We start from the raw sequence: 20,715 nt of genomic DNA on the forward strand, positions 1-20,715 counted from the left end.
ATCGGTTATAAAACAGCCAAGAGAAGATTTAAAGTGGAAGTAAGGAATTTAATTATTGCAATGATAGTGACCTTTTCCGGAGGAGATCCCAACAAATTATTTAAAACTTAAAGTGGCCGGAATTTCTTCCGACCACTAGTGCGCAATTTGCGAGGCTTTTTTTATATAATTTAGAAGTAATCTTATTTCTCTTTTTTTCTTAAACGGTGACGTTCCCTTGCCAGTAAGGTATTTTTTAGCAACATAGAAACCGTCATTGGCCCTACTCCGCCAGGAACAGGAGTGATATAGGACGCTCGTTTACTTACATTTTCAAAATCTACATCCCCCTTAATAATGTATCCTTTTTCAGTACTATCATCTGGCACCCGTGTAATCCCTACATCGATAATCACAGCATCGTCTTTAATCATTTCTCCTTTTAAGAAATCCGGAATACCTACAGCGATGATAATAATATCAGCCTGAGAAGTAATTTGAGTAATATTCTTGGTAAACTCATGGGTTAGGGTTACTGTCGAATTCCCAGGGAAACCACTTCTTCCCATCAAGATACTCATTGGGCGGCCTACGATATAACTTCTACCAATCACCACGGTATGTTTTCCTTTAGTTGGAATATCGTAACGTTCCAATAGTTCTAAGATCCCAAAAGGTGTTGCCGGAATAAAAGTCGTCATATCCAACGCCATTTTACCAAAGTTGGTTGGATGAAACCCATCCACATCTTTATCTGGATCTACTGCATTTAAAACTTTTTGCGTATCGATTTGAGGGGGTAATGGCAATTGAACGATAAAGCCATCAATATCATCATTTTGGTTAAGCTCCTCAATCTTATCTAAAAGTTCGATTTCACTAATCGTCGAAGACATTCTAAAAAGAGAAGATTCAAAACCTACTCTTTCACAGGCTTTCACTTTACTGTTTACGTAAGTTTTACTTGCTCCATCATTACCAACGATGATAGCCGCAAGATGTGGCACTTTTTCACCACGTTGCTTCATTTTTTCGACTTCAGTAGCAATCTCATTTTTGATATCGTTACTTACTTTTTTACCGTCTAAAATTGTCATTATTATATTATAAGCCCCTCCCGACCTCCCCGAGGGGTAGGAGGTTTAAGTTACATATTAAAACTCCCCTTTGGGGTTGGGGGAACAACTAACGCATTCCTTTCATCATGTTCATCATCTGGCGACCACCGCCACCCTGCATCATCTTCATCATTTTACCCATCTGGTTGAATTGCTTCAATAACTGATTCACTTCCTGAACTGAAGTCCCTGAACCTTTTGCAATTCTTTTCTTTCTACTGGAGTTGATGATTTTTGGCGTACTTCTTTCATCTGGCGTCATGGAGTGAATAATCGCTTCAATTCCCTTAAAGGCATCATCATCGATATCAACATCCTTAAGCATCTTACCTGCGCCAGGAATCATTCCAAGAAGATCTTTCATAGATCCCATTTTCTTGATCTGCTGAAGTTGTTTTAAGAAATCATCAAAACCAAAAGCATTTTTAGCGATTTTCTTTTGAAGTTTTCTCGCTTCTTCTTCATCATATTGTTCTTGCGCACGCTCCACAAGAGACACCACATCTCCCATCCCTAAAATTCTATCGGCCATACGAGAAGGATAGAACACATCGATTGCGTCCATCTTCTCACCGGTACCAATAAATTTTATAGGCTTATTTACTACAGATTTAATTGAAATCGCAGCACCACCACGAGTATCACCATCTAATTTGGTAAGTATTACTCCATCAAAATCCAAACGATCGTTGAAAGCTTTTGCCGTATTTACCGCATCCTGACCAGTCATCGAATCGACCACGAATAAAGTTTCGTGAGGTTCGATAGCAGTGTGAATGTTTGAAATTTCGGTCATCATCGCTTCATCTACAGCAAGACGACCCGCGGTATCGATAATCACCACATTGTGTCCGTTTTCTTTAGCATGCGCTATTGCAGCTTTAGAGATCGCCACAGGATCCTGATTACCTTCATCACTAAAAACTTCTACGCCAATCTGCTCTCCTACCACATGCAACTGATTGATCGCTGCAGGACGGTACACATCACAGGCTACTAAAAGCGGTTTTTTCGTTTTTTTATTTTTAAGATAGTTAGCTAGTTTACCAGAAAAAGTTGTTTTACCACTACCCTGTAAACCCGACATTAAAATTACCGAAGGATCACCGCTAAGATTCACACCGGCTGCCTCACCCCCCATAAGATCGGTAAGTTCATCTTTTACCAGTTTCACCATTAACTGTCCTGGCTTTAAAGCTGTTAAAACGTCCCGTCCTAAAGCTTTTTCCTTTACAGTATTGGTAAATTCCTTGGCGATTTTATAGTTAACATCGGCATCAACAAGGGCGCGACGCACCTCTTTAAGGGTTTCTGCAACGTTAACTTCGGTTATTTGTCCATGCCCTTTTAAGACATGTAAGGCACTATCTAACTTATCACTTAAATTATCAAACATATGCTTTCCTGTAGTTTAAGATTTCCGTCATTGTGATAACGGGTTTGCAAATTTAATGATTTGGTAGTGAAGTGAAAAGTTTTTTATCCTGACTAATTACTTTTCAATTAATTTTATGCCAAAGTTTCAAATAACTATCAAAAACAAGGGCTGAAATTGTACAATTTCAGCCCTTGTTTTTTAGTTCTATTTTAAAATTTCAGCCTACATTCTATCGGGTACCTGGATGCCTAGTAATCCAAACGAACTTTTAATGATATTGGCTACCATTTTAGAAAGCTGTGTTCTTAATTGTCTTTCCATATCCTTTTCGGCTCCAAGAATAGATACATTTTGGTAAAAGGAATTAAATTCTTTTACTAAATCGTAGGTATAATTTGCTATTAATGCCGGACTATGATTTTCGGCTGCTAACAGGATTGTTTCCGGATACAGCTGAATTTGTTTTATAAGTTCTTTTTCTTTATCCTGAAGTTCGTACTCGCTTACCAGTTGAGATTCGTATTCAAAATCAGCTTTTCTTAATATCGACTGAATCCTGGCGTGGGTATACTGAATAAACGGACCAGTATTCCCCTGAAAATCTACCGATTCCTCTGGGTTAAATAAGATTCGTTTTTTAGGATCTACTTTTAAAATATAGTATTTAAGCGCTCCTAAACCAATCATTTTATAGAGCTCTTCTTTTTCTTCTTCGCTTAAACCATCTAATTTCCCTAATTCTTCTGAGATTGTTCTGGCGGTTTCCGTCATTTCCTGAATAAGATCATCAGCATCCACCACGGTTCCTTCCCTACTTTTCATTTTTCCGCTAGGTAGATCTACCATCCCGTAGCTTAAATGATATAAATAATCTGCCCAGGCAAAACCTAGTTTTTTAAGAATTAAGAATAACACTTTAAAGTGGTAGTCCTGCTCATTCCCAACGGTGTACACCATTCCGTTTATGGCAAAATCTTCTACTCGTTGTATAGCGGTACCTATATCCTGGGTCATATAAACTGCGGTACCATCACTACGTAATACGATCTTTTCATCCAAACCTTCATCGGTAAGATCGATCCAAACGCTACCGTCTTCTTTTCGGTAAAAAACACCGTCTTCCAAACCTTGGTTCACCACATCTTTACCTAAAAGATAGGTATCACTTTCGTAATAATTTTTATCGAAATCTACGCCAAGGGAGCTATAAGTTTCTTCAAAACCATCGTAAACCCACTGATTCATGGTTTTCCAAAGTTTTACTACTTCTGCATCACCAGCTTCCCATTTACGAAGCATTTCTTTAGCTTCTACTAAAATTGGAGCTTCAGCTTTTGCTTCTTTTTCAGATTTACCTTCGGCTATTAACTTTTCGATTTCAGCTTTATACTCCTGATCGAACTTCACATAATAATTACCAACCAGCTTATCCCCTTTTAAACCCGTAGATTCTGGTGTTTCTCCATTTCCGAAGCGTTGCCATGCGAGCATCGATTTACAGATATGGATGCCACGATCATTTATAATCTGGGTTTTGTAGACTTCATTACCGGCAGCTTCTAAAATTTCGGCTACAGAAAAGCCTAATAAATTATTTCGAATATGACCAAGATGGAGTGGTTTATTGGTGTTTGGCGAAGAATATTCTACCATGATTTTTCTGGGATCTTCAAGCTCTTTTACAAAACCATAATCGGGATCGTTTTTAATCTCGTTGAAGAAATCCAGGTAATAGGCATCGTTTAGCAGGATATTCAAAAATCCCTTTACAACATTAAAACGGCTAACGATGGTTACATTTTCCTGAAGATATTTTCCAATATCTTCCCCTAGTTTCACGGGATTTGTTTTTACCTGCCTTAACATAGGGAAGCAAACTATGGTAACATCACCTTCAAAGTCTTTTCTTGTTGGCTGAAATTCTACCGTTTCTAAAGTTACATCGTAAATATTTTGCACTGCTTCTTTTACGTAGCCAGTCAGCATTTCCTGAATATTCATCATTTCTAGTTTTTCACTCACTTCGTGAGATTAAAATTTTTAAATCCTGAAAAGTTTAATACTTGTTTACATCGATAAAATTGAAATTTATCAATAATCAGTAAGCATTCACAGGACTACCAAAGTAGTTTATTAAAAACGCTGCAAAGATAACAGAAATTGAACTTTAAGCTAAAGCTTGCATAGTAAATCCTTATATTTCAATCAAAGCCCAATGTTTATTCATTAACTCAAAGAAGTTTCTTATCTTAAAAGAAAAAAATGCTCCTGAATGTTTCTTATAACAATCCCGATATCAAAGAAAAAATAGATCGTGAAGTTGGCAAAACACTTACGCTGGCAGATCGTTTTAAACTTAAAGGCAGTGGCTCGCCAAGGCTCATTATCACCTCTGTAAGCATCGATATTCATAACCTGCTTATTTTAGATAATAACCGAAATACCTGCAACATCGAAATTCGACCTGGCGGAATCATCGTCAGGTTTCGATCTATTTTAGAAACTTTTGCATTGATAATTCCATTTTGGAAATTAAAAATCTATAAAGGTAAAGCTGAAGAATACTCGATTTACCGGGACCATTATTTTATTAAAGTAGAAGCTAAAGACGACAATGTGCACAAATTTTTTAAAAAGCTTATCGCTTATAAAGAAGATAATGCCCCCACCCGTATTGATGATCTTTGAAAACTAGATGGTTCTCATTTTGCGATTTTAAACTAATCGTTAATTAATTTTTTACTTATTGATTATTGAAACTGGCTTAACATTGTATAGCTTGACATTGCTTTTTGGTAATCTAAGCCTAATTTTTATTTAATTTCCAGTGACTGCACTTAGCGCATATTTGCCGAAAAAATTATGGATTTGTTTATCTATGTTTTTGCAGCTTTATTTTCGGTGATCAACCCGCTTGGCACAATCCCAATTTTTGTTGGTTTAACAAAAGAGGATACTGCAAAAGAACGCTCTAAAACTTCGCTTTTAACTGCTATTAATATTTTTGTCATTCTTACCATCTGCTTTTTTAGTGGTCGGTATATTCTACAATTCTTTGGGATCAGTATCGAATCATTACGCATTGCCGGGGGATTAATTATTGTAACTTCCGGTTTTGCTTTGCTTACCGGTTCTTTCTCAAAACATAAAGGAATGAACGAACGAGTAAAGGATGATGCGCAACAACGAGAAGGAATATCTTTAACTCCGCTTGCGATCCCAATGCTGGCAGGACCGGGATCGATTTCACTTTTAATAGGCCTGTACGAAGATTATAGCTTAACTTCAGAAAAATTGATCACGATATTAGCCATTTTTGCTGTATGCCTGTCTACTTTTTTAATGCTTAAAAGCGCTCATTATATCGCTAAATTCTTAGGCGCTTCAGGGATAAACGCCATTTCAAGAATTATTGGATTTATTGTGATCGCGATCGGGATAGAATATATCAGCTCCTCTGTAATGACGGTTTTAGGGATTACCTTCAGTCACCAGTAATATTGTTTAACGTTTACCAAAAGCCAGACCGGCAATAAGCGCCAACAATCCAAAACCCATCATGGCATAGGATTGGGTATTATCGCCTTGTGCTTCAACAGTAATGGGACCGGCTTCTAAAGAAACTTCTGGGGAAATTAAGGTATACAAACCATATCCTACAAGTGCTATGCCTATTACTAAAAGTGAGATTTTCAGCACGTTATTCATTTTATAAAATTTTATTAATCATAAGGTAAGGTAGCAATTAATATACTAATTTGAGAATATAAATTTTAAAAGAAAACTGCTTTATGCGAATCTTACTTACCGGCGCCAATGGCTATATAGGCATGCGATTACTCCCAGAACTTTTAGAGCAGGGTCACGAAGTAGTTTGCGCCGTTCGCAATAAAAACCGGTTTTCGAGTAAAGAATTAATCGATCAGGTAGAGATTGTTGAAATCGATTTTTTAGAGCTGTCCGAAACTCCCGAAAAAATCAAGAATATTGATATTGCCTACTACCTGATTCATTCGATGAGTGGAAACACCAAAGATTTTGATAGCCAGGAAGCTGAAGCGGCTAATAACTTTAATAAATTGATGAGTCATACCAGCGTAAAACAGGTTATTTACCTAAGCGGAATGGTGAATCAGGATAAACTTTCTAAACATTTAAAATCACGTAAAGCAGTTGAGGACGCTTTATATAAAGGTGATTTCCACCTAACCGTTTTACGCGCTGCAATTATTGTAGGTTCTGGTAGTTCTTCTTTTGAAATTATAAGAGACCTGTGTGAAAAATTACCCGTTATGATCACACCGCAATGGGTTAGCACTAAATGCCAACCTACTGCAATTAGAGATGTAATTAAGTTTTTGACCGGTGTTATTGGTCACGAAGAATGCTATGACCAATCTTTTGATATTGGAGGTCCGGATATTCTGAGTTATAAAGAAATGATGGAGAAATACGCTGAAATTCGCGGCCTAAAGATCTGGATCTTTAATGTTCCGGTGATGTCTCCTAAGCTTTCTTCCTACTGGTTGTATTTTGTCACCTCAACTTCTTACAAGCTAGCACAAAATCTTGTGGATAGCATGGAGGTTGAAGTCATCGCCAGAGATGATAAATTAGCTAGAATTTTAAATATCGAGACCATTTCTTATAAGGAAGCCATAGAAATGGCGTTTTATAAAATTGAACAAAACCAGGTCATATCGAGTTGGAAAGATTCATTAAGTAGTGGACGATTTAAAAAAGAACTCAATAAGTATATCAAAGTCCCTACCTATGGTTGCCTGATGGACAAACAACAAAAGAAAACCAGTAACCCTGAAGAAGCCTTAAAACGAATCTGGTCTATTGGCGGACTTAACGGCTGGTATTATGGAAACTGGCTCTGGAAAATAAGAGGCCTTCTGGATAAAATTGCCGGTGGTGTTGGTTTACGCCGAGGACGCACCCATCCCACAGAACTTGCTCCTGGTGATTCCCTGGATTTTTGGCGTGTTCTTTTAGCAGATAAAGAAGAAAAGCGTTTACTCCTTTTTGCTGAAATGAAAGTACCGGGTGAAGCCTGGCTAGAGTTTTGTATCGATAAAGATAACATCGTACATCAAACCGCAACTTTTAGACCTAAAGGCTTACTAGGGAGAATGTACTGGTATTCTATGTATCCATTTCATTATTTTATATTTGAGGGTATGATTACAAAAATTGCCAATTCCAAACCTAAAAAACAGCGCACTAATTAACTTAAAAAAGTTCAATACCGATATTAAAAACAATGCGCTTTTCTATAGCGCGGCACTGGTTTTATTTATTTTTTCTATTATTATATTTTCTTTTACTACTGAATTTTATGCTTTCATCGACACGGCATCCATATGGGTAAGAGAAATTTTTGGCGAATTTTATTTATGGCTTGGATTGGCCTGTGTGGTTTTTCTGCTCTTTATTGCTTTTTCAAAATACGGGAGCATACACTTAGGAAGTTCACCCCCGCAGTTTGATAGGCTTTCCTGGATTGCGATGCTTTATAGTGCCGGCATGGGCGCGGGAATCTTACTTAGGGCAGTACAAGAACCCGTTTTTATGTTTCAAAATCCGCCTTTAAAAACCGGTTACCCCAACGATATTATCGCCTTAGAGTTTACTTTTTATCAATGGGGATTTACGGCCTGGGCATTCTACGGAATATTCGCACTTTTTATTGGCTATTCTTTATTTATCAGAAAAAATAATATTCTACTTGGTACCAGTTTACCTCAACTAAAAAAAATAAAGGGAATCCCGCAAAGTATCGATCTTTTAACGATTTTGACCACAGTTTTTGGTCTGGTTGCCGCAATTGGACTGGGAACCACGCAAATTGAAGGCGGTATTAGTCATCTTTCAGATCGAGAGCCGGGCACACTTTGGATAGTGATCAGTCTCGTTTTTCTTATTTGTTTACTGGCCTTTATTTCGGCATACTCTGGAGTAGAAAAGGGGATTAAACGAATCTCTAACTGGAATATTTATATCACCGTAGCACTATTGATTTTCGTTTTTGTTCAAAATGATATCATAGAAATATTTACACAATTTTTAACCGCCACCTGGTATTACCTCAAAGACTTTTTTCAGCTGAGTTTAGCCATAGGTGATTTTAATCCGGGAAAACAATTTTTAACCGACTGGACCTATTATTATTGGGCATTTTGGCTAGCCTGGGCACCATTTACTGGTATTTTTATTGCCAGAATTTCTCAAGGCCGAAGTATACGTGAAATGATATTGGGTGTTTTAATCTTGCCTTCTTTAGGGAGCTTTCTATGGTTTAGTGTTTTTGGCACATCGTCATTTGAGATTATAGAAAACATGGCTGCTTACAATGGGGAATTTAGCGATGTATTCACTTCGGTTTTTAAATTCTTCGAGTCTTTTCCGCTTTCTAACTTTACAAATATTGTGACCGTTTTATTACTGATCAGCTTTTTGGTCACTTCAGTAGATTCTGCGATTTATGTGTTAAGCATGTTTAGCGATAAGGGCAATGAAAACCCTAAAAAGAAATACCGCCTTGTTTGGGCGGCATTAATTCTTATTTTTTCTGAAGCGATTATTCTTTTAGGAAACGTAAAACCAGAAAGCGATGTGCTAGACGCCATGCAAAAATTCCTAATCATCGGTTCTCTTCCCTTCGCTATTTTTACAGCACTAATGATGCTCCTATTTGTTATCGAAATTAGAAAGAAACATTAAGCTTTAGGCAAAAAAACCTCTGCAAGCATACATCGGGCGCTACCGCCACCACAGGTCTCGATCACATTAAGATCACTGCTCAAAATTTCTGAATGCTTCTCGATCTTCGCTACCTGATCTGGTGTTAAACTTTGGTGCGCTCGCTCGCTCATCACCAAATATTTCTTATCAAAAGCACCCCGAACTTGTAACATATTACCTGCAAACTCGTGCATTTGCTCTTCAGAAATCACAATTAGTTCTTTTTTATCCTGCTTTAAATGCTTTAATAGATTTTTACGCTCTTTCGCATCGTCAATGCTATCCAAACAGATTACCGCAAACTCCTCAGCCACACACATCATGACATTGGTATGGTAAATTTGCTTTCGTTTCCCTTCTACAGTTTGGTAAGCATTAAAAATTACCGGAGTAAACTCAAAGTCCTCACAAAATTCTATTAAAAGATCTTCATCGGCTCTTGGAGATAAGGCGCAATATGCTTTTTCGTTTTCACGATCTAAGATTAAGCTTCCGGTTCCTTCCAGAAAAATATCATCATCTTCTGCAGAGGTATAATCTACAATATTGGTGATTTTAAAGCCTTCTTCCTCAAGATTCGCAAAATAATCTAAACGACGCTCTTTTCTTCGGTTTTCAGCAAACATTGGATACAATGCAATTTCTCCATTTTCATGAAAGGACACCCAATTATTAGGGAAAATTGAATCTGGCGTATTATCATCAGCTACATCATCTACAACCACCACCTTTACACCTACGCTTTTAAGTTTTTTTACAAACGCATCAAATTCGGCCTGAGCTTCTTTGTTTACGTCTTTGCCTTTTAGATTTTTCTGAAAATAATTGTTTACCGCCGTTTCTTCATTCATTCTAAATGCTACCGGGCGTACCATTAAAACGGTATCTGTTATCTGATTCATATTAATCTCTAATTAATGGTAAGGTTGAACAACGCAATAAACCTTCTTGTTTTGCTATTTGTGAATACGGAACTTCCTCGACGGTAATCCCGTGAGAGCGCAGCCAATTATTTAAACGAGTAAATTTTTCTTCGGAAATCACTACATCTTCAGAAATAGAAAATATGTTTGAGTTCATATTGTACATTTCGTCTTTGGTGATTTCAAAAACATTTTTTTCTCCAAAAAGATGTACTAACCACTGATATTCCTTGGAATCTAAAAATCCACCTTTATATATAATTGCCTTGTCTTTTCCTACCGGTTGAAAACAACAATCCAGGTGCAGTGCATTTTCTTTAGGATCTTGATTACTTTTCTTAAGGTTGAAAGGCACTACTTTTTTATTAGGAAATAACTGTTGAAGCGCATTTACTGCATGAACATTCGTTCTTGCTGTAATATAATTTGAATAATCTTCACCCGTATACGTTCCCACCAGAATATAATCTCCAAATGGCATAACATCCCCTCCTTCTATATGAGCGTCTTCAGGAAGTTTTATGATTTTATCAGGATCAATCTGATCAACAACATGCTGTATGGCCTTTATTTCTTTTTCCCGATCTGGCAATATATTGGCTTTAACAAATTTATCCTCGATAACAAATGCAATATCCCTAGTAAAAATCTGGTTATAATTTTCTATAACCTGAGGTCTAAAAACTTCTACTTCATACTTCTTTAAAACAGCAGCTACGGCTTCCATTTCTCTCACCATATCTTCTTCTTGCGGGTATGTACCTGCTTTAATATGTTCTATAGATTTTGGATCGTAAGCTTCATTCAGTTTTGGCGGCCCACCATTACTTTTAGCGGTACCTAAAACAACTGCTCTTAGCCTGGAAGTTTCGTTATTAATCTTTAAGTGCATCACTAAAAATTTTTTCAAATATAAAAAAAGCCCCATTTAATAATGGAGCTTTTTAAATGATTTATAATTAAGAAAAGTTTATCTTTCACTTACTGGTTTAAACTCCCTAAGGTTTTCACCCACATAAATCTGGCGTGGTCTTCCAATAGGTTCCTTTTTAAGTCTCATTTCTCTCCACTGTGCAATCCATCCGGGAAGACGACCTAAAGCAAACATTACCGTAAACATTTCTACTGGTATACCTAAAGCTCTATAAATAATTCCTGAATAAAAGTCTACATTAGGGTATAACTTTCTTTTCACAAAATAATCATCCTCTAAAGCTTCTTTCTCAAGACCTTTGGCGATATCTAAAACCGGATCTTCAATTCCTAATCCACCAAGAACTTCATCAGCAGACTTTTTAATAATCTTAGCACGTGGATCGAAGTTTTTGTATACACGGTGACCAAAGCCCATTAAGCGGAAAGGATCCTCTTTATCCTTTGCTTTCTGCATAAACTTATGCGTATCGCCACCATCTTCTTTAATTCCTTCAAGCATTTCAATCACCGCCTGATTAGCGCCACCATGAAGAGGCCCCCATAGTGCAGAAATCCCAGCTGAAATTGAAGCAAACAGACCTGCATGAGAAGAACCTACCATTCTTACTGTAGACGCTGAACAGTTTTGTTCATGATCTGCATGAAGAATTAGTAGTTTATCTAAAGCCTCTATAACAGACTTGTCTACGCTATATTTTTTACCAGGTTTTTCAAACATCATTTTATGTAGGTTTTCTACATAACCTAATGAATCATCTCCATAGTTAAGTGGAAGACTATTTTTCTTTCGTAATGTCCAGGACACAAGCACTGGAAATTTACCAAGAATCTTCACTATAGCTTTATACATATCTTCTTCAGAATCTACGTTTACTGAAGAGGGATTAAAAGCAATTAAGGCACTGGTTAAAGAGGAAAGTACGCCCATTGGATGAGCTGATTTTGGAAAACCGTCCAAAATCTTCTTCATTTCTTCATCTACCTCAGACTGATCCTTAATATCCCCATAGAATTTATCTAACTGTGCTTTATTAGGTAATTCACCGAAAATTAAAAGATAAGCTACTTCAAGAAAATCTGCTTTTTCAGCAAGTTCTTCGATTGCGTAACCTCTATATCTTAATATTCCTTTTTCACCGTCTAAAAAAGTGATGGCACTTTCACAACTACCTGTGTTTTTGTAACCACGGTCTAAAGTTATCATTCCAGCTTCAGATCGAAGGGTTTTAATATTAATACCCAGTTCACCTTCGGTTCCCTCTGTTACTGGAAACTCATATTTTTTTCCCTGATATTCTAATATAGCTTTATCTGACATTGTGTTGAATTACAAAATTTAAATTAATCGTTTGCGAATTTAATAAAATCTAAGCTTCTATTCAATTAAAACCAAGCAATTATACTATTATTAACAGGGGTTTCAAGAGATTTTGGCTATTTATATATAAGAATCTTTTATGCTGGTAATTTGTATAATGATTTGTAATAATCATCAACTGATTTCTCCCATGTAAAGCGTTCCTTTTTTGCATTTTTTTCGATTAGTCGCCATTTGGTTTTATCTTCAAAAAACATATTTAAAACATGCTTAAATGAATCTACCATATTCCTTACTTTTTTATCGTAACTATTACCATCAAACACAAAACCGGTTTCCAAGTGCCTTACGGTATCTATTAAACCTCCTGTATGGTGCACTAAACAGGGATGACCATTACGCATAGCAAGCATTTGGCTAATACCGCAAGGCTCAAACAAACTGGGCATAAAATAAAGGTTTGTTTCCAGATAAATACTATCGATTACATCCTCGCTCTGTCCATTTATGAATAAAAAGTTTTTCTTTTCGTGGCTTATTTTTCTTAATAGCTCTTCGTACTCTGGTGCTCCTGTACCTAGCAGAATAAAAATCCCATTCACCTCTGCCAATAAATCCAGAATTTCTAAAAAAGCTTCTGGTGAACGTTTAAAGAAATAAAACTTTTGTTCGGTAAGTCTGGCTACACTAGAGCACACAAAATCCGGTTTTCTTTTCAAATAGGGCATTACTTTCTCTCCTGTATGTGCTAAAAAATCAGACTTATATTTTTTAGATTCCTGTTGTAACCATTCAAATATTGCTGAAGCTATATTGAAATAAAGATTATTTTTTCGAGCTCTTCGAATATTTCTATAATTACAACCGTTGAGGATCCCAATAAATCTTCCCTCACGATCTGCCTGATTTAAATCTTCCTCCAAACCTTCCCCTCCAATAAATTCTGGTGGATTACTGGGATAAAGCACATCATTCTTATAACTAGGAGAAACCGTATGAACTGCATCGGAAAAACGAATCCCTAATGCCATCATGTTTATACAATCCTGATAACGACGATCTTTAAGCTCATCGTAATTAAAATCCACATCGGGGAAAAAATTACGCACAGAAGAATAATTATTTTCAAATGGGCGAATTCCCTGAATGGCCAGATTATGTATGCTATAGATCACACGAATATTTTTAAGGCAGGCATATTCTTTATGATATCGTCTTAAAAATAAAACCATACTGGCATGCCAATCATGCAGATGAATAACATCCAGATCACCAAAAATATTAGTTTTAACCGCCTGAGCTACAGCAGTACAAAAAATAAAATATTTTATCGCATCTGTATAAAAAGGCTCATTTAGGTCATTATGATAAATATGGGCTATATCACCAGCCTGGATCTCGGGATGGTGTATTACGTAATGAGTAATCCCAGAAAAATCTTTTTTGGGCTTAACTTCATAAATTTCTGCAACATACTCTAGGCCTCGAAGGCTAAAAGATAAATCAGAAATAAATTTTGCATTTTGATGTAGTCTGGAATAAGAAGGAACTACTACATGAACAGTATCTCCTTTTTGAGAAATCTGCCTGGGTACATCACGTATTACGTCACCCATGCCTCCTGCTTTGCAATGGGGAATAGCATCATTCTCTGAAGCTACAAATAGGAAATTATGCATGAAAATCTGGTTAGGATTAGGTTAGAACATTTAATAGGCAAAAGTTAATTATTAATCTTCAAACATTTAATTAAAGGAATATTAAATTAAAATAAAAAAGCCTTTCAAATTAATGAAAGGCTCTATAATATATAATTATGTAAATAAATTCTTATTTCACTTTAAAAGCTTTATCTTTTGGAAAATAAGCAACACTTCCTAATTCTTCTTCAATTCTAATTAACTGATTGTATTTTGCCATACGATCACTTCTTGAAGCAGAACCGGTTTTTATTTGCCCTGTATTTAAGGCTACTGCCAAATCTGCGATAGTATTATCTTCTGTTTCACCAGAACGGTGGGACATTACTGAGGTATAACCAGCGTTGTGGGCCATATTTACAGCAGCAATTGTTTCGGTTAATGTACCAATCTGATTTACTTTAATTAGGATTGAATTTGCAATCCCTTCTTTGATACCTCTTGATAAACGCTCTACGTTAGTTACATAAAGATCATCCCCTACTAACTGCACTTTATCTCCAATCTTATCAGTAAGTGCTTTCCATCCATCCCAGTCATTTTCATCCATACCGTCTTCTATAGAAATGATTGGATATTTAGAAGCTAATTCAGCAAGATATTGAGCTTGTTCTTCACTAGTACGAACCACACCTTTATCTCCTTCGAATTTAGCGTAGTTATATTTACCATCCTCATAGAATTCAGCAGCTGCACAATCTAAAGCGATCATCACTTCATCTCCACCTTTGTAACCAGCTTTTTCAATAGCCTTCAAAATTGTCTCCAAGGCATCTTCAGTTCCGTCTAAAGTTGGAGCAAATCCTCCTTCGTCACCTACAGCAGTACTTAAGCCTCTGTCATGTAATACTTTCTTAAGATTATGGAAAATTTCGGTTCCCATTTTTATTGCTTCAGAAAAACTTGCCGCTTTAACCGGCATAATCATAAATTCCTGAAAAGCGATAGGAGCATCACTGTGAGACCCCCCGTTAATAATGTTCATCATTGGCACAGGAAGTGTATTAGCACTCACACCGCCAACATAACGATACAATGGAAGACCAAGTTCGTTAGCAGCCGCCTTTGCAACCGCAAGAGAAACACCTAAAATTGCATTAGCTCCCAGTTTGGATTTATTCGAAGTACCATCTAAATCGATCATTGCCTGGTCGATTAAATTTTGTTCAAAAACTGAATATCCTAAAAGTTGTTCTGCAATTTTAGAATTTACATTTTCAACAGCGGTAAGAACACCTTTACCCATAAAGTCTTTTCCACCATCGCGAAGTTCTACAGCCTCATGCTCGCCTGTAGAAGCTCCAGAAGGAACAGCTGCCCTTCCTAATATTCCGTTTTCTGTGATTACATCTACTTCAACTGTTGGGTTACCTCTGGAGTCAAAAATTTGACGTGCATGAATATTTACTATAGCACTCATAGTCTGTATTATAATTTAATTAATTGATTAGTCTGCAAGATACAAATACAGCGATAAAAAAACGAGGAATAATTTATAATATAACAAGTATTTTACCTAAAACGTTTTCGATAAAACAAGATTCTTTATCTTCTAGTAGCAATCTCTTAACTTTAGAAAAAAAGAGTAGATTCTGCTTACTTATTTCTCGGATACTCCTAAGAGTTATTAGAAACAAATATTTAAAAAATCAAAAAGAGGTTGCGAGATTTAATAAAATGGAAAATCATTCACCCCTTCGAAGCATGCCTTTAAGATATATACTAAAGAATAATTATTATATCAACGTTATAAGATATAAATATGTACTGAAAGAAAAAAGCCGGAATTATTCCGGCTTGTAAGTAAAATAGCTCGTGGCATATCCATAAGACATTTACATTTGTTCGATTCTTTTTATTTAGAAGCATCTCTAAAGCTATCGGAAAGCAGCATTAAATCTAAATTATTAGCCAAATTAAACTTTTACCTGCTTAATACGATCGATAAATTCATCGAACAAATAACTGGCATCGTGTGGGCCAGGACTGGCTTCTGGATGGTACTGCACAGAAAAACAGTTTTTATTCGTCATTTGCAGTCCGCCTACAGTATCATCATTTAAACAAATATGGGTGATCTCTACATCCGGATGAGCTTCTGTAGCAGCCTTATCTACAGCAAAACCGTGATTTTGTGAAGTAATCTCCCCTTTACCTGTTTTTAAATTCTTAACAGGATGATTAATCCCTCTATGCCCATGATGCATTTTATAGGTAGGGATTCCATTTGCCAAAGCAATAATTTGATGGCCAAGACAAATTCCAAATAATGGATGATCTTTCTCTATAATATCTTTAGCCAATTGAATAGCTCCTTTTAGCGGTTGCGGATCTCCCGGTCCGTTTGATAAGAAAAAGCCATCTGGATTCCATTCACTCATTTCTTCATAACTGGCATCATAAGGAAATACTTTTACGTAAACATCGCGTTGGGCCAGATTTCTTAGAATATTTCTTTTAATACCTACATCTAAAGCAGCGACTTTATAGGTAGCATTTTCATTACCAAAATAATAGGCTTCTTTAGTAGAAACTTTAGATGCCAGCTCAAGGCCATTCATATCAGGTACTTCAGCTAATTGAGCTTTTAATCCTGCAATATTATCCACATCTGTAGAAATAATTGCGTTCATTGCTCCATTTTCACGAATATATGTCACTAAAGCGCGTGTATCCACATCAGAAATAGCAAACAAATTATTGTCCTCTAGGAATGCTTCCAAGGTTTGATCTGCTGCTGGTCTTGATTGGTCATAACTAAAATTTTTGCAAATTAAACCGGCAATTTTGGCTCCATCAGATTCATTTTCTTCTTCACTTGTTCCATAATTACCAATGTGCGCGTTAGTTGTTACCATTAACTGGCCAAAATACGATGGATCTGTAAAAATCTCCTGATAACCAGTCATTCCAGTATTAAAACACACTTCACCAACAGCACTACCTTCTTTGGTTCCCACCAATTTGCCATGAAAAATGGTTCCGTCTGCTAATAAAATGATAGCTTTTTTTCTTGTTTGATATTTCATACTAAAAAAATAATACGACCTAAATTTAAGGAATATTAAAAATGTATACTTATTAGATATAAAAAAAGGACAAACCCGGTGAGTTTATCCTTTTAAAAATTATTGATAGTAAAGAATCATTTACTCTTCTTTTTTATCGTCTTTTTCTTCCTGCTTCTTTTCTTCAGCTTTAGGAGCCTCAGCAGTTTCAGCATTAGTCTTTTTACCAGCTCTACGAGTTGATTTCTTTTTAGCAGGCTTATTAACGTTATATGTTTCGTTAAAGTCTACTAGCTCGATCATCGCCATATCAGCGTTATCCCCTAAACGATTACCCAATTTGATAATACGGGTATAACCCCCTGGACGATCTCCTACTTTAGGAGCTACTTCACGAAATAATTCACTTACAGCATACTTATCACGAAGTTTACTGAAAACGATTCTTCTATTATGTGTAGTATCTTCTTTAGACTTAGTTACCAATGGCTCGATAAAAACTTTTAAAGCTTTTGCTTTAGCCACAGTAGTGTTAATGCGTTTATGCTCAATTAGTGAAGACCCCATATTTGCCAACATCGACTTACGATGAGCGGTCTTTCTACCTAAATGATTTATTTTCTTTCCGTGTCTCATTACTATTCTTTTTAGAGTAATTCACAAAAGTGAATTAGTCCTTATCCAATTTATATTTTGAAAGATCCATACCAAAGTTTAATCCTTTGTTACTTACCAGCTCTTCAAGCTCTGTTAATGATTTCTTACCGAAGTTACGGAACTTCATAAGATCATTTTTATTGTAAGAAACAAGATCACCTAAGGTATCAACTTCAGCCGCTTTTAAACAATTTAATGCTCTTACCGAAAGATCCATATCCACTAATTTAGTTTTTAGCAGCTGTCTCATGTGAAGAGATTCTTCATCATAAGTTTCGGTTTGAGCTATTTCATCAGCCTCTAACGTAATACGCTCATCAGAGAACAACATGAAATGGTGAATTAACGTCTTGGCAGCTTCAGTTAACGCATCTTTAGGATGAATAGAACCATCACTAATAATTTCGAAAACAAGTTTTTCGTAATCAGTTTTTTGTTCTACACGATAATTTTCGATACTATATTTCACATTCTTAATTGGAGTGTAAATAGAATCGGTAAAAATAGTGCCTAAAGGAGCATTGGCCTTTTTATTTTCTTCTGCCGGAACATAACCTCTACCCTTTTCAATAGTAATCTCCATATTGATATTAACTTTGCTATCAAGATGGCATATTACTAATTCAGGATTAAGTACCTGAAAACCAGAAATAAATTTCTGGAAATGACCAGCGGTTAATTCTTCTTCACCAGAAACAGAAATTGTAACGGCTTCGTTATCTATTTCATCAATTTGCCTTTTGAATCTAACTTGCTTTAGATTCAATATTATTTCTGTAACATCTTCCACAACTCCAGGAATTGTTGAGAATTCGTGATCAACGCCTTCGATACGAACCGAAGTGATCGCGAATCCCTCTAAAGATGATAACAGCACTCTTCTTAAAGCGTTACCAACGGTTAACCCATATCCAGGCTCCAAAGGACGAAATTCAAATTTCCCTTCGAAATCTGTAGAGTCAATCATTATAACTTTATCGGGCTTCTGAAAATTTAGTATTGCCATATTACGACTTCTGTGAATTATTATTTCGAATATAATTCGACGATGAATTGTTCATTTATGTTTTCTGGAATCTGAACTCTTCCAGGTACAGAAACAAAAGTTCCTTGTTTTGTTTCATTATTCCAAGTAATCCATTCATAAACATTGCTATTATTAGCTAACGAATCCTGAACTACCTGTAGAGATTTAGATTTCTCTCTTACTCCAACCACATCACCAGCTTTCAATTGGTAAGAAGGAATATTTACTAACTCTCCATTTACGGTTATATGTCTGTGAGAAACAAGCTGTCTAGCCGCTCTTCTTGATGGAGCAACACCTAATCTAAAAACAACGTTATCTAACCTTGATTCACAAAGCTGAAGTAAAACCTCACCGGTAATCCCTTGAGATCTTGTAGCTTTTTCAAACATGTTTCTAAACTGACGCTCTAATATACCATACGTATATTTTGCTTTTTGCTTTTCCATTAACTGGATAGCATACTCAGATTTCTTACCTCTACGACGGTTATTACCATGTTGTCCTGGAGGATAATTTCTTTTTTCGAAAGATTTGTCATCTCCGAATATAGCCTCGCCAAATTTACGAGCTATTTTAGTCTTAGGACCAGTATATCTTGCCATTTAAAAATGATTTATAGAGAGGGATTATGAATTAAGGCATACGTCCTTCGATAATCGTAATTTCCTCTCTTAATTATATAATTAATTATACTCTACGTCTTTTAGGAGGACGACATCCATTATGTGGAAGTGGAGTAACATCAACGATTTCAGTTACTTCGATACCACTATTATGGATAGATCTGATAGCTGATTCTCTACCATTACCAGGCCCCTTAACATAAACTTTAACTTTACGAAGACCAGCTTCATGAGCTACTTTAGAAGCATCTTCAGACGCCAATTGAGCAGCATAAGGAGTATTTTTCTTAGATCCTCTAAATCCCATTTTACCGGCTGATGACCAAGAAATAACATCTCCTTTTTTATTTGTCAAAGAAATGATAATATTATTAAAAGAAGCAGTAACATGAGCTTCTCCAATAGACTCAACGTTTACTTTACGTTTCTTTTGAGCAGTTTTTGTTGACTTTGCCATATTACTTATTATTTAGTTGCTTTTTTCTTATTAGCAACAGTTTTTCTTCTTCCTTTTCTAGTTCTAGAGTTGTTTTTAGTTCTCTGACCTCTTAAAGGTAATCCAGATCTATGACGAATACCTCTGTAACATCCAATATCCATTAGACGTTTAATACTCATTTGAACTTCAGTACGTAATTCTCCTTCGATTGTGTAGTTACCTACCGCTTCACGGATACGACCAATTTCATCATCGTTCCAATCTGAAACTTTCTTACTTTCATCAACTTTAGCTTCAGCAAGTATTTCCTGAGCCCTGCTTTTGCCAATTCCGAAGATATAGGTCAATGCTATAACTCCTCGCTTTTGTTTAGGTATATCTACCCCTGCAATTCTTGCCATAATTAGCCTTGTCTTTGTTTAAATCTAGGATTCTTTTTGTTAATCACGTAAAGGCGCCCTTTTCTGCGAACTATCTTGCAGTCGGCACTTCTTTTCTTTATTGATGCTCTAACTTTCATCTTTCTAAATTTTTATAACGCCGGATGCAAAAATAAAATTTACATAAGGCTTATTTGCCTAATAATTTTTTCAGTGTGCAAAAGTAAGGAAAAAATTATTAATAGCTTAATTTACTTCTTAGTATCTGTAAGTTATGCGCGCCTTACTTAAATCATAAGGGCTCATTTCCAATTTCACCTTATCGCCGGGTAGTAATTTAATATAATGCATACGCATTTTACCCGAGATATGAGCAGTCACAACGTGACCGTTTTCTAACTCTACACGAAACATTGCATTAGACAATGCTTCGATAATCGTTCCATCTTGTTCAATTGCTGGTTGCTTTGCCATAA

The 20,715-nt window shown here is 36.1% G+C and carries 21 protein-coding genes; 4 read left to right on the plus strand and 17 right to left on the minus strand.

Annotated features, from left to right (window positions below):
• Positions 1–182: 182 nt before the first annotated feature.
• From AC13DP_RS06210 to argS, 3 genes are all read right to left on the minus strand, one after another.
• Positions 183–1,076, minus strand: a complete 894-nt coding sequence (locus AC13DP_RS06210; protein ID WP_013073225.1) for a bifunctional 5,10-methylenetetrahydrofolate dehydrogenase/5,10-methenyltetrahydrofolate cyclohydrolase — start codon at positions 1,074–1,076, stop codon at positions 183–185.
• Between the two features lie 88 nt (positions 1,077–1,164).
• Entirely contained in the window at positions 1,165–2,493 is a 1,329-nt protein-coding gene (gene ffh / locus AC13DP_RS06215; RefSeq protein ID WP_347406982.1) for a signal recognition particle protein, read from the minus strand.
• Positions 2,494–2,697: 204 nt separating this feature from the next.
• The gene (gene argS / locus AC13DP_RS06220) at positions 2,698–4,476 is read right to left on the minus strand and encodes an arginine--tRNA ligase (protein ID WP_347407026.1); all 1,779 of its coding nucleotides are present in this window, start codon (positions 4,474–4,476) and stop codon (positions 2,698–2,700) included.
• 261 nt (positions 4,477–4,737) lie between these two features.
• On the opposite strand from argS, the gene AC13DP_RS06225 reads away from it, so the two are divergent.
• Positions 4,738–5,163, plus strand: a complete 426-nt coding sequence (locus AC13DP_RS06225) for a hypothetical protein (protein WP_347406983.1) — start codon at positions 4,738–4,740, stop codon at positions 5,161–5,163.
• Positions 5,164–5,337: 174 nt separating this feature from the next.
• Positions 5,338–5,973 (plus strand): MarC family protein, encoded by a 636-nt coding sequence (locus tag AC13DP_RS06230; protein WP_013073229.1) that lies wholly within the window; start codon positions 5,338–5,340, stop codon positions 5,971–5,973.
• Positions 5,974–5,979: 6 nt separating this feature from the next.
• Here AC13DP_RS06230 and AC13DP_RS06235 read toward each other — a convergent pair whose 3' ends face one another.
• Positions 5,980–6,183, minus strand: a complete 204-nt coding sequence (locus AC13DP_RS06235; RefSeq protein ID WP_228250318.1) for a hypothetical protein — start codon at positions 6,181–6,183, stop codon at positions 5,980–5,982.
• Positions 6,184–6,266: 83 nt separating this feature from the next.
• Here AC13DP_RS06235 and AC13DP_RS06240 point away from each other — a divergent pair, with 83 nt between their 5' ends.
• Together AC13DP_RS06240 and AC13DP_RS06245 are read left to right on the plus strand one after the other, a co-directional pair.
• Positions 6,267–7,712 carry an SDR family oxidoreductase gene (locus AC13DP_RS06240; protein WP_347406984.1) on the plus strand — a complete coding sequence of 482 codons (1,446 nt, stop codon included), beginning with the start codon at positions 6,267–6,269 and terminating at the stop codon, positions 7,710–7,712.
• A complete protein-coding gene (locus tag AC13DP_RS06245; protein ID WP_347406985.1) occupies positions 7,675–9,204 on the plus strand; it encodes a BCCT family transporter in 1,530 nt (509 codons plus the stop codon). Before AC13DP_RS06240 ends, AC13DP_RS06245 begins: the two co-directional genes overlap by 38 nt.
• Here the strand turns inward: AC13DP_RS06245 and ctlX are convergent.
• From ctlX to infA, 13 genes are all read right to left on the minus strand, one after another.
• Entirely contained in the window at positions 9,201–10,127 is a 927-nt protein-coding gene (gene ctlX / locus AC13DP_RS06250; protein WP_347406986.1) for a citrulline utilization hydrolase CtlX, read from the minus strand. The two genes, AC13DP_RS06245 and ctlX, sit on opposite strands and share 4 nt — an antisense overlap.
• 1 nt (position 10,128) lies before the next feature.
• Positions 10,129–11,040 (minus strand): dimethylarginine dimethylaminohydrolase family protein, encoded by a 912-nt coding sequence (locus tag AC13DP_RS06255; protein WP_483067448.1) that lies wholly within the window; start codon positions 11,038–11,040, stop codon positions 10,129–10,131.
• Positions 11,041–11,118: 78 nt separating this feature from the next.
• A complete protein-coding gene (locus tag AC13DP_RS06260) occupies positions 11,119–12,402 on the minus strand; it encodes a citrate synthase (RefSeq protein WP_013073235.1) in 1,284 nt (427 codons plus the stop codon).
• Positions 12,403–12,539: 137 nt separating this feature from the next.
• Complete coding sequence (locus tag AC13DP_RS06265) at positions 12,540–14,081, minus strand: glycogen synthase (RefSeq protein ID WP_013073236.1); 1,542 nt, start codon at positions 14,079–14,081, stop codon at positions 12,540–12,542.
• 151 nt (positions 14,082–14,232) lie between these two features.
• The gene (eno, locus tag AC13DP_RS06270) at positions 14,233–15,522 is read right to left on the minus strand and encodes a phosphopyruvate hydratase (RefSeq protein ID WP_013073237.1); all 1,290 of its coding nucleotides are present in this window, start codon (positions 15,520–15,522) and stop codon (positions 14,233–14,235) included.
• A gap of 496 nt (positions 15,523–16,018) precedes the next feature.
• Positions 16,019–17,131: a glutamine-hydrolyzing carbamoyl-phosphate synthase small subunit gene (gene carA, locus AC13DP_RS06275; RefSeq protein ID WP_013073238.1), complete on the minus strand. Its 1,113-nt coding sequence runs from the start codon at positions 17,129–17,131 to the stop codon at positions 16,019–16,021.
• 120 nt (positions 17,132–17,251) lie between these two features.
• Entirely contained in the window at positions 17,252–17,746 is a 495-nt protein-coding gene (gene rplQ / locus AC13DP_RS06280; protein ID WP_013073239.1) for a 50S ribosomal protein L17, read from the minus strand.
• A 34-nt stretch (positions 17,747–17,780) separates the two neighbouring features.
• A complete protein-coding gene (locus AC13DP_RS06285) occupies positions 17,781–18,773 on the minus strand; it encodes a DNA-directed RNA polymerase subunit alpha (RefSeq protein ID WP_013073240.1) in 993 nt (330 codons plus the stop codon).
• A gap of 20 nt (positions 18,774–18,793) precedes the next feature.
• On the minus strand, positions 18,794–19,399 hold the full coding sequence (gene rpsD, locus AC13DP_RS06290; protein ID WP_013073241.1) for a 30S ribosomal protein S4: 606 nt from the start codon (positions 19,397–19,399) through the stop codon (positions 18,794–18,796).
• A gap of 85 nt (positions 19,400–19,484) precedes the next feature.
• The gene (rpsK, locus tag AC13DP_RS06295; RefSeq protein ID WP_013073242.1) at positions 19,485–19,877 is read right to left on the minus strand and encodes a 30S ribosomal protein S11; all 393 of its coding nucleotides are present in this window, start codon (positions 19,875–19,877) and stop codon (positions 19,485–19,487) included.
• 8 nt (positions 19,878–19,885) lie between these two features.
• The gene (rpsM, locus tag AC13DP_RS06300; protein ID WP_013073243.1) at positions 19,886–20,260 is read right to left on the minus strand and encodes a 30S ribosomal protein S13; all 375 of its coding nucleotides are present in this window, start codon (positions 20,258–20,260) and stop codon (positions 19,886–19,888) included.
• Between the two features lie 2 nt (positions 20,261–20,262).
• Positions 20,263–20,379 carry a type B 50S ribosomal protein L36 gene (ykgO, locus tag AC13DP_RS06305; RefSeq protein ID WP_010519235.1) on the minus strand — a complete coding sequence of 39 codons (117 nt, stop codon included), beginning with the start codon at positions 20,377–20,379 and terminating at the stop codon, positions 20,263–20,265.
• 118 nt (positions 20,380–20,497) lie between these two features.
• Entirely contained in the window at positions 20,498–20,713 is a 216-nt protein-coding gene (gene infA / locus AC13DP_RS06310) for a translation initiation factor IF-1 (protein ID WP_013073244.1), read from the minus strand.
• Between the last annotated feature and the right edge of the window lie 2 nt (positions 20,714–20,715).

This window comes from Zunongwangia sp. L-65, assembly GCF_056859415.1.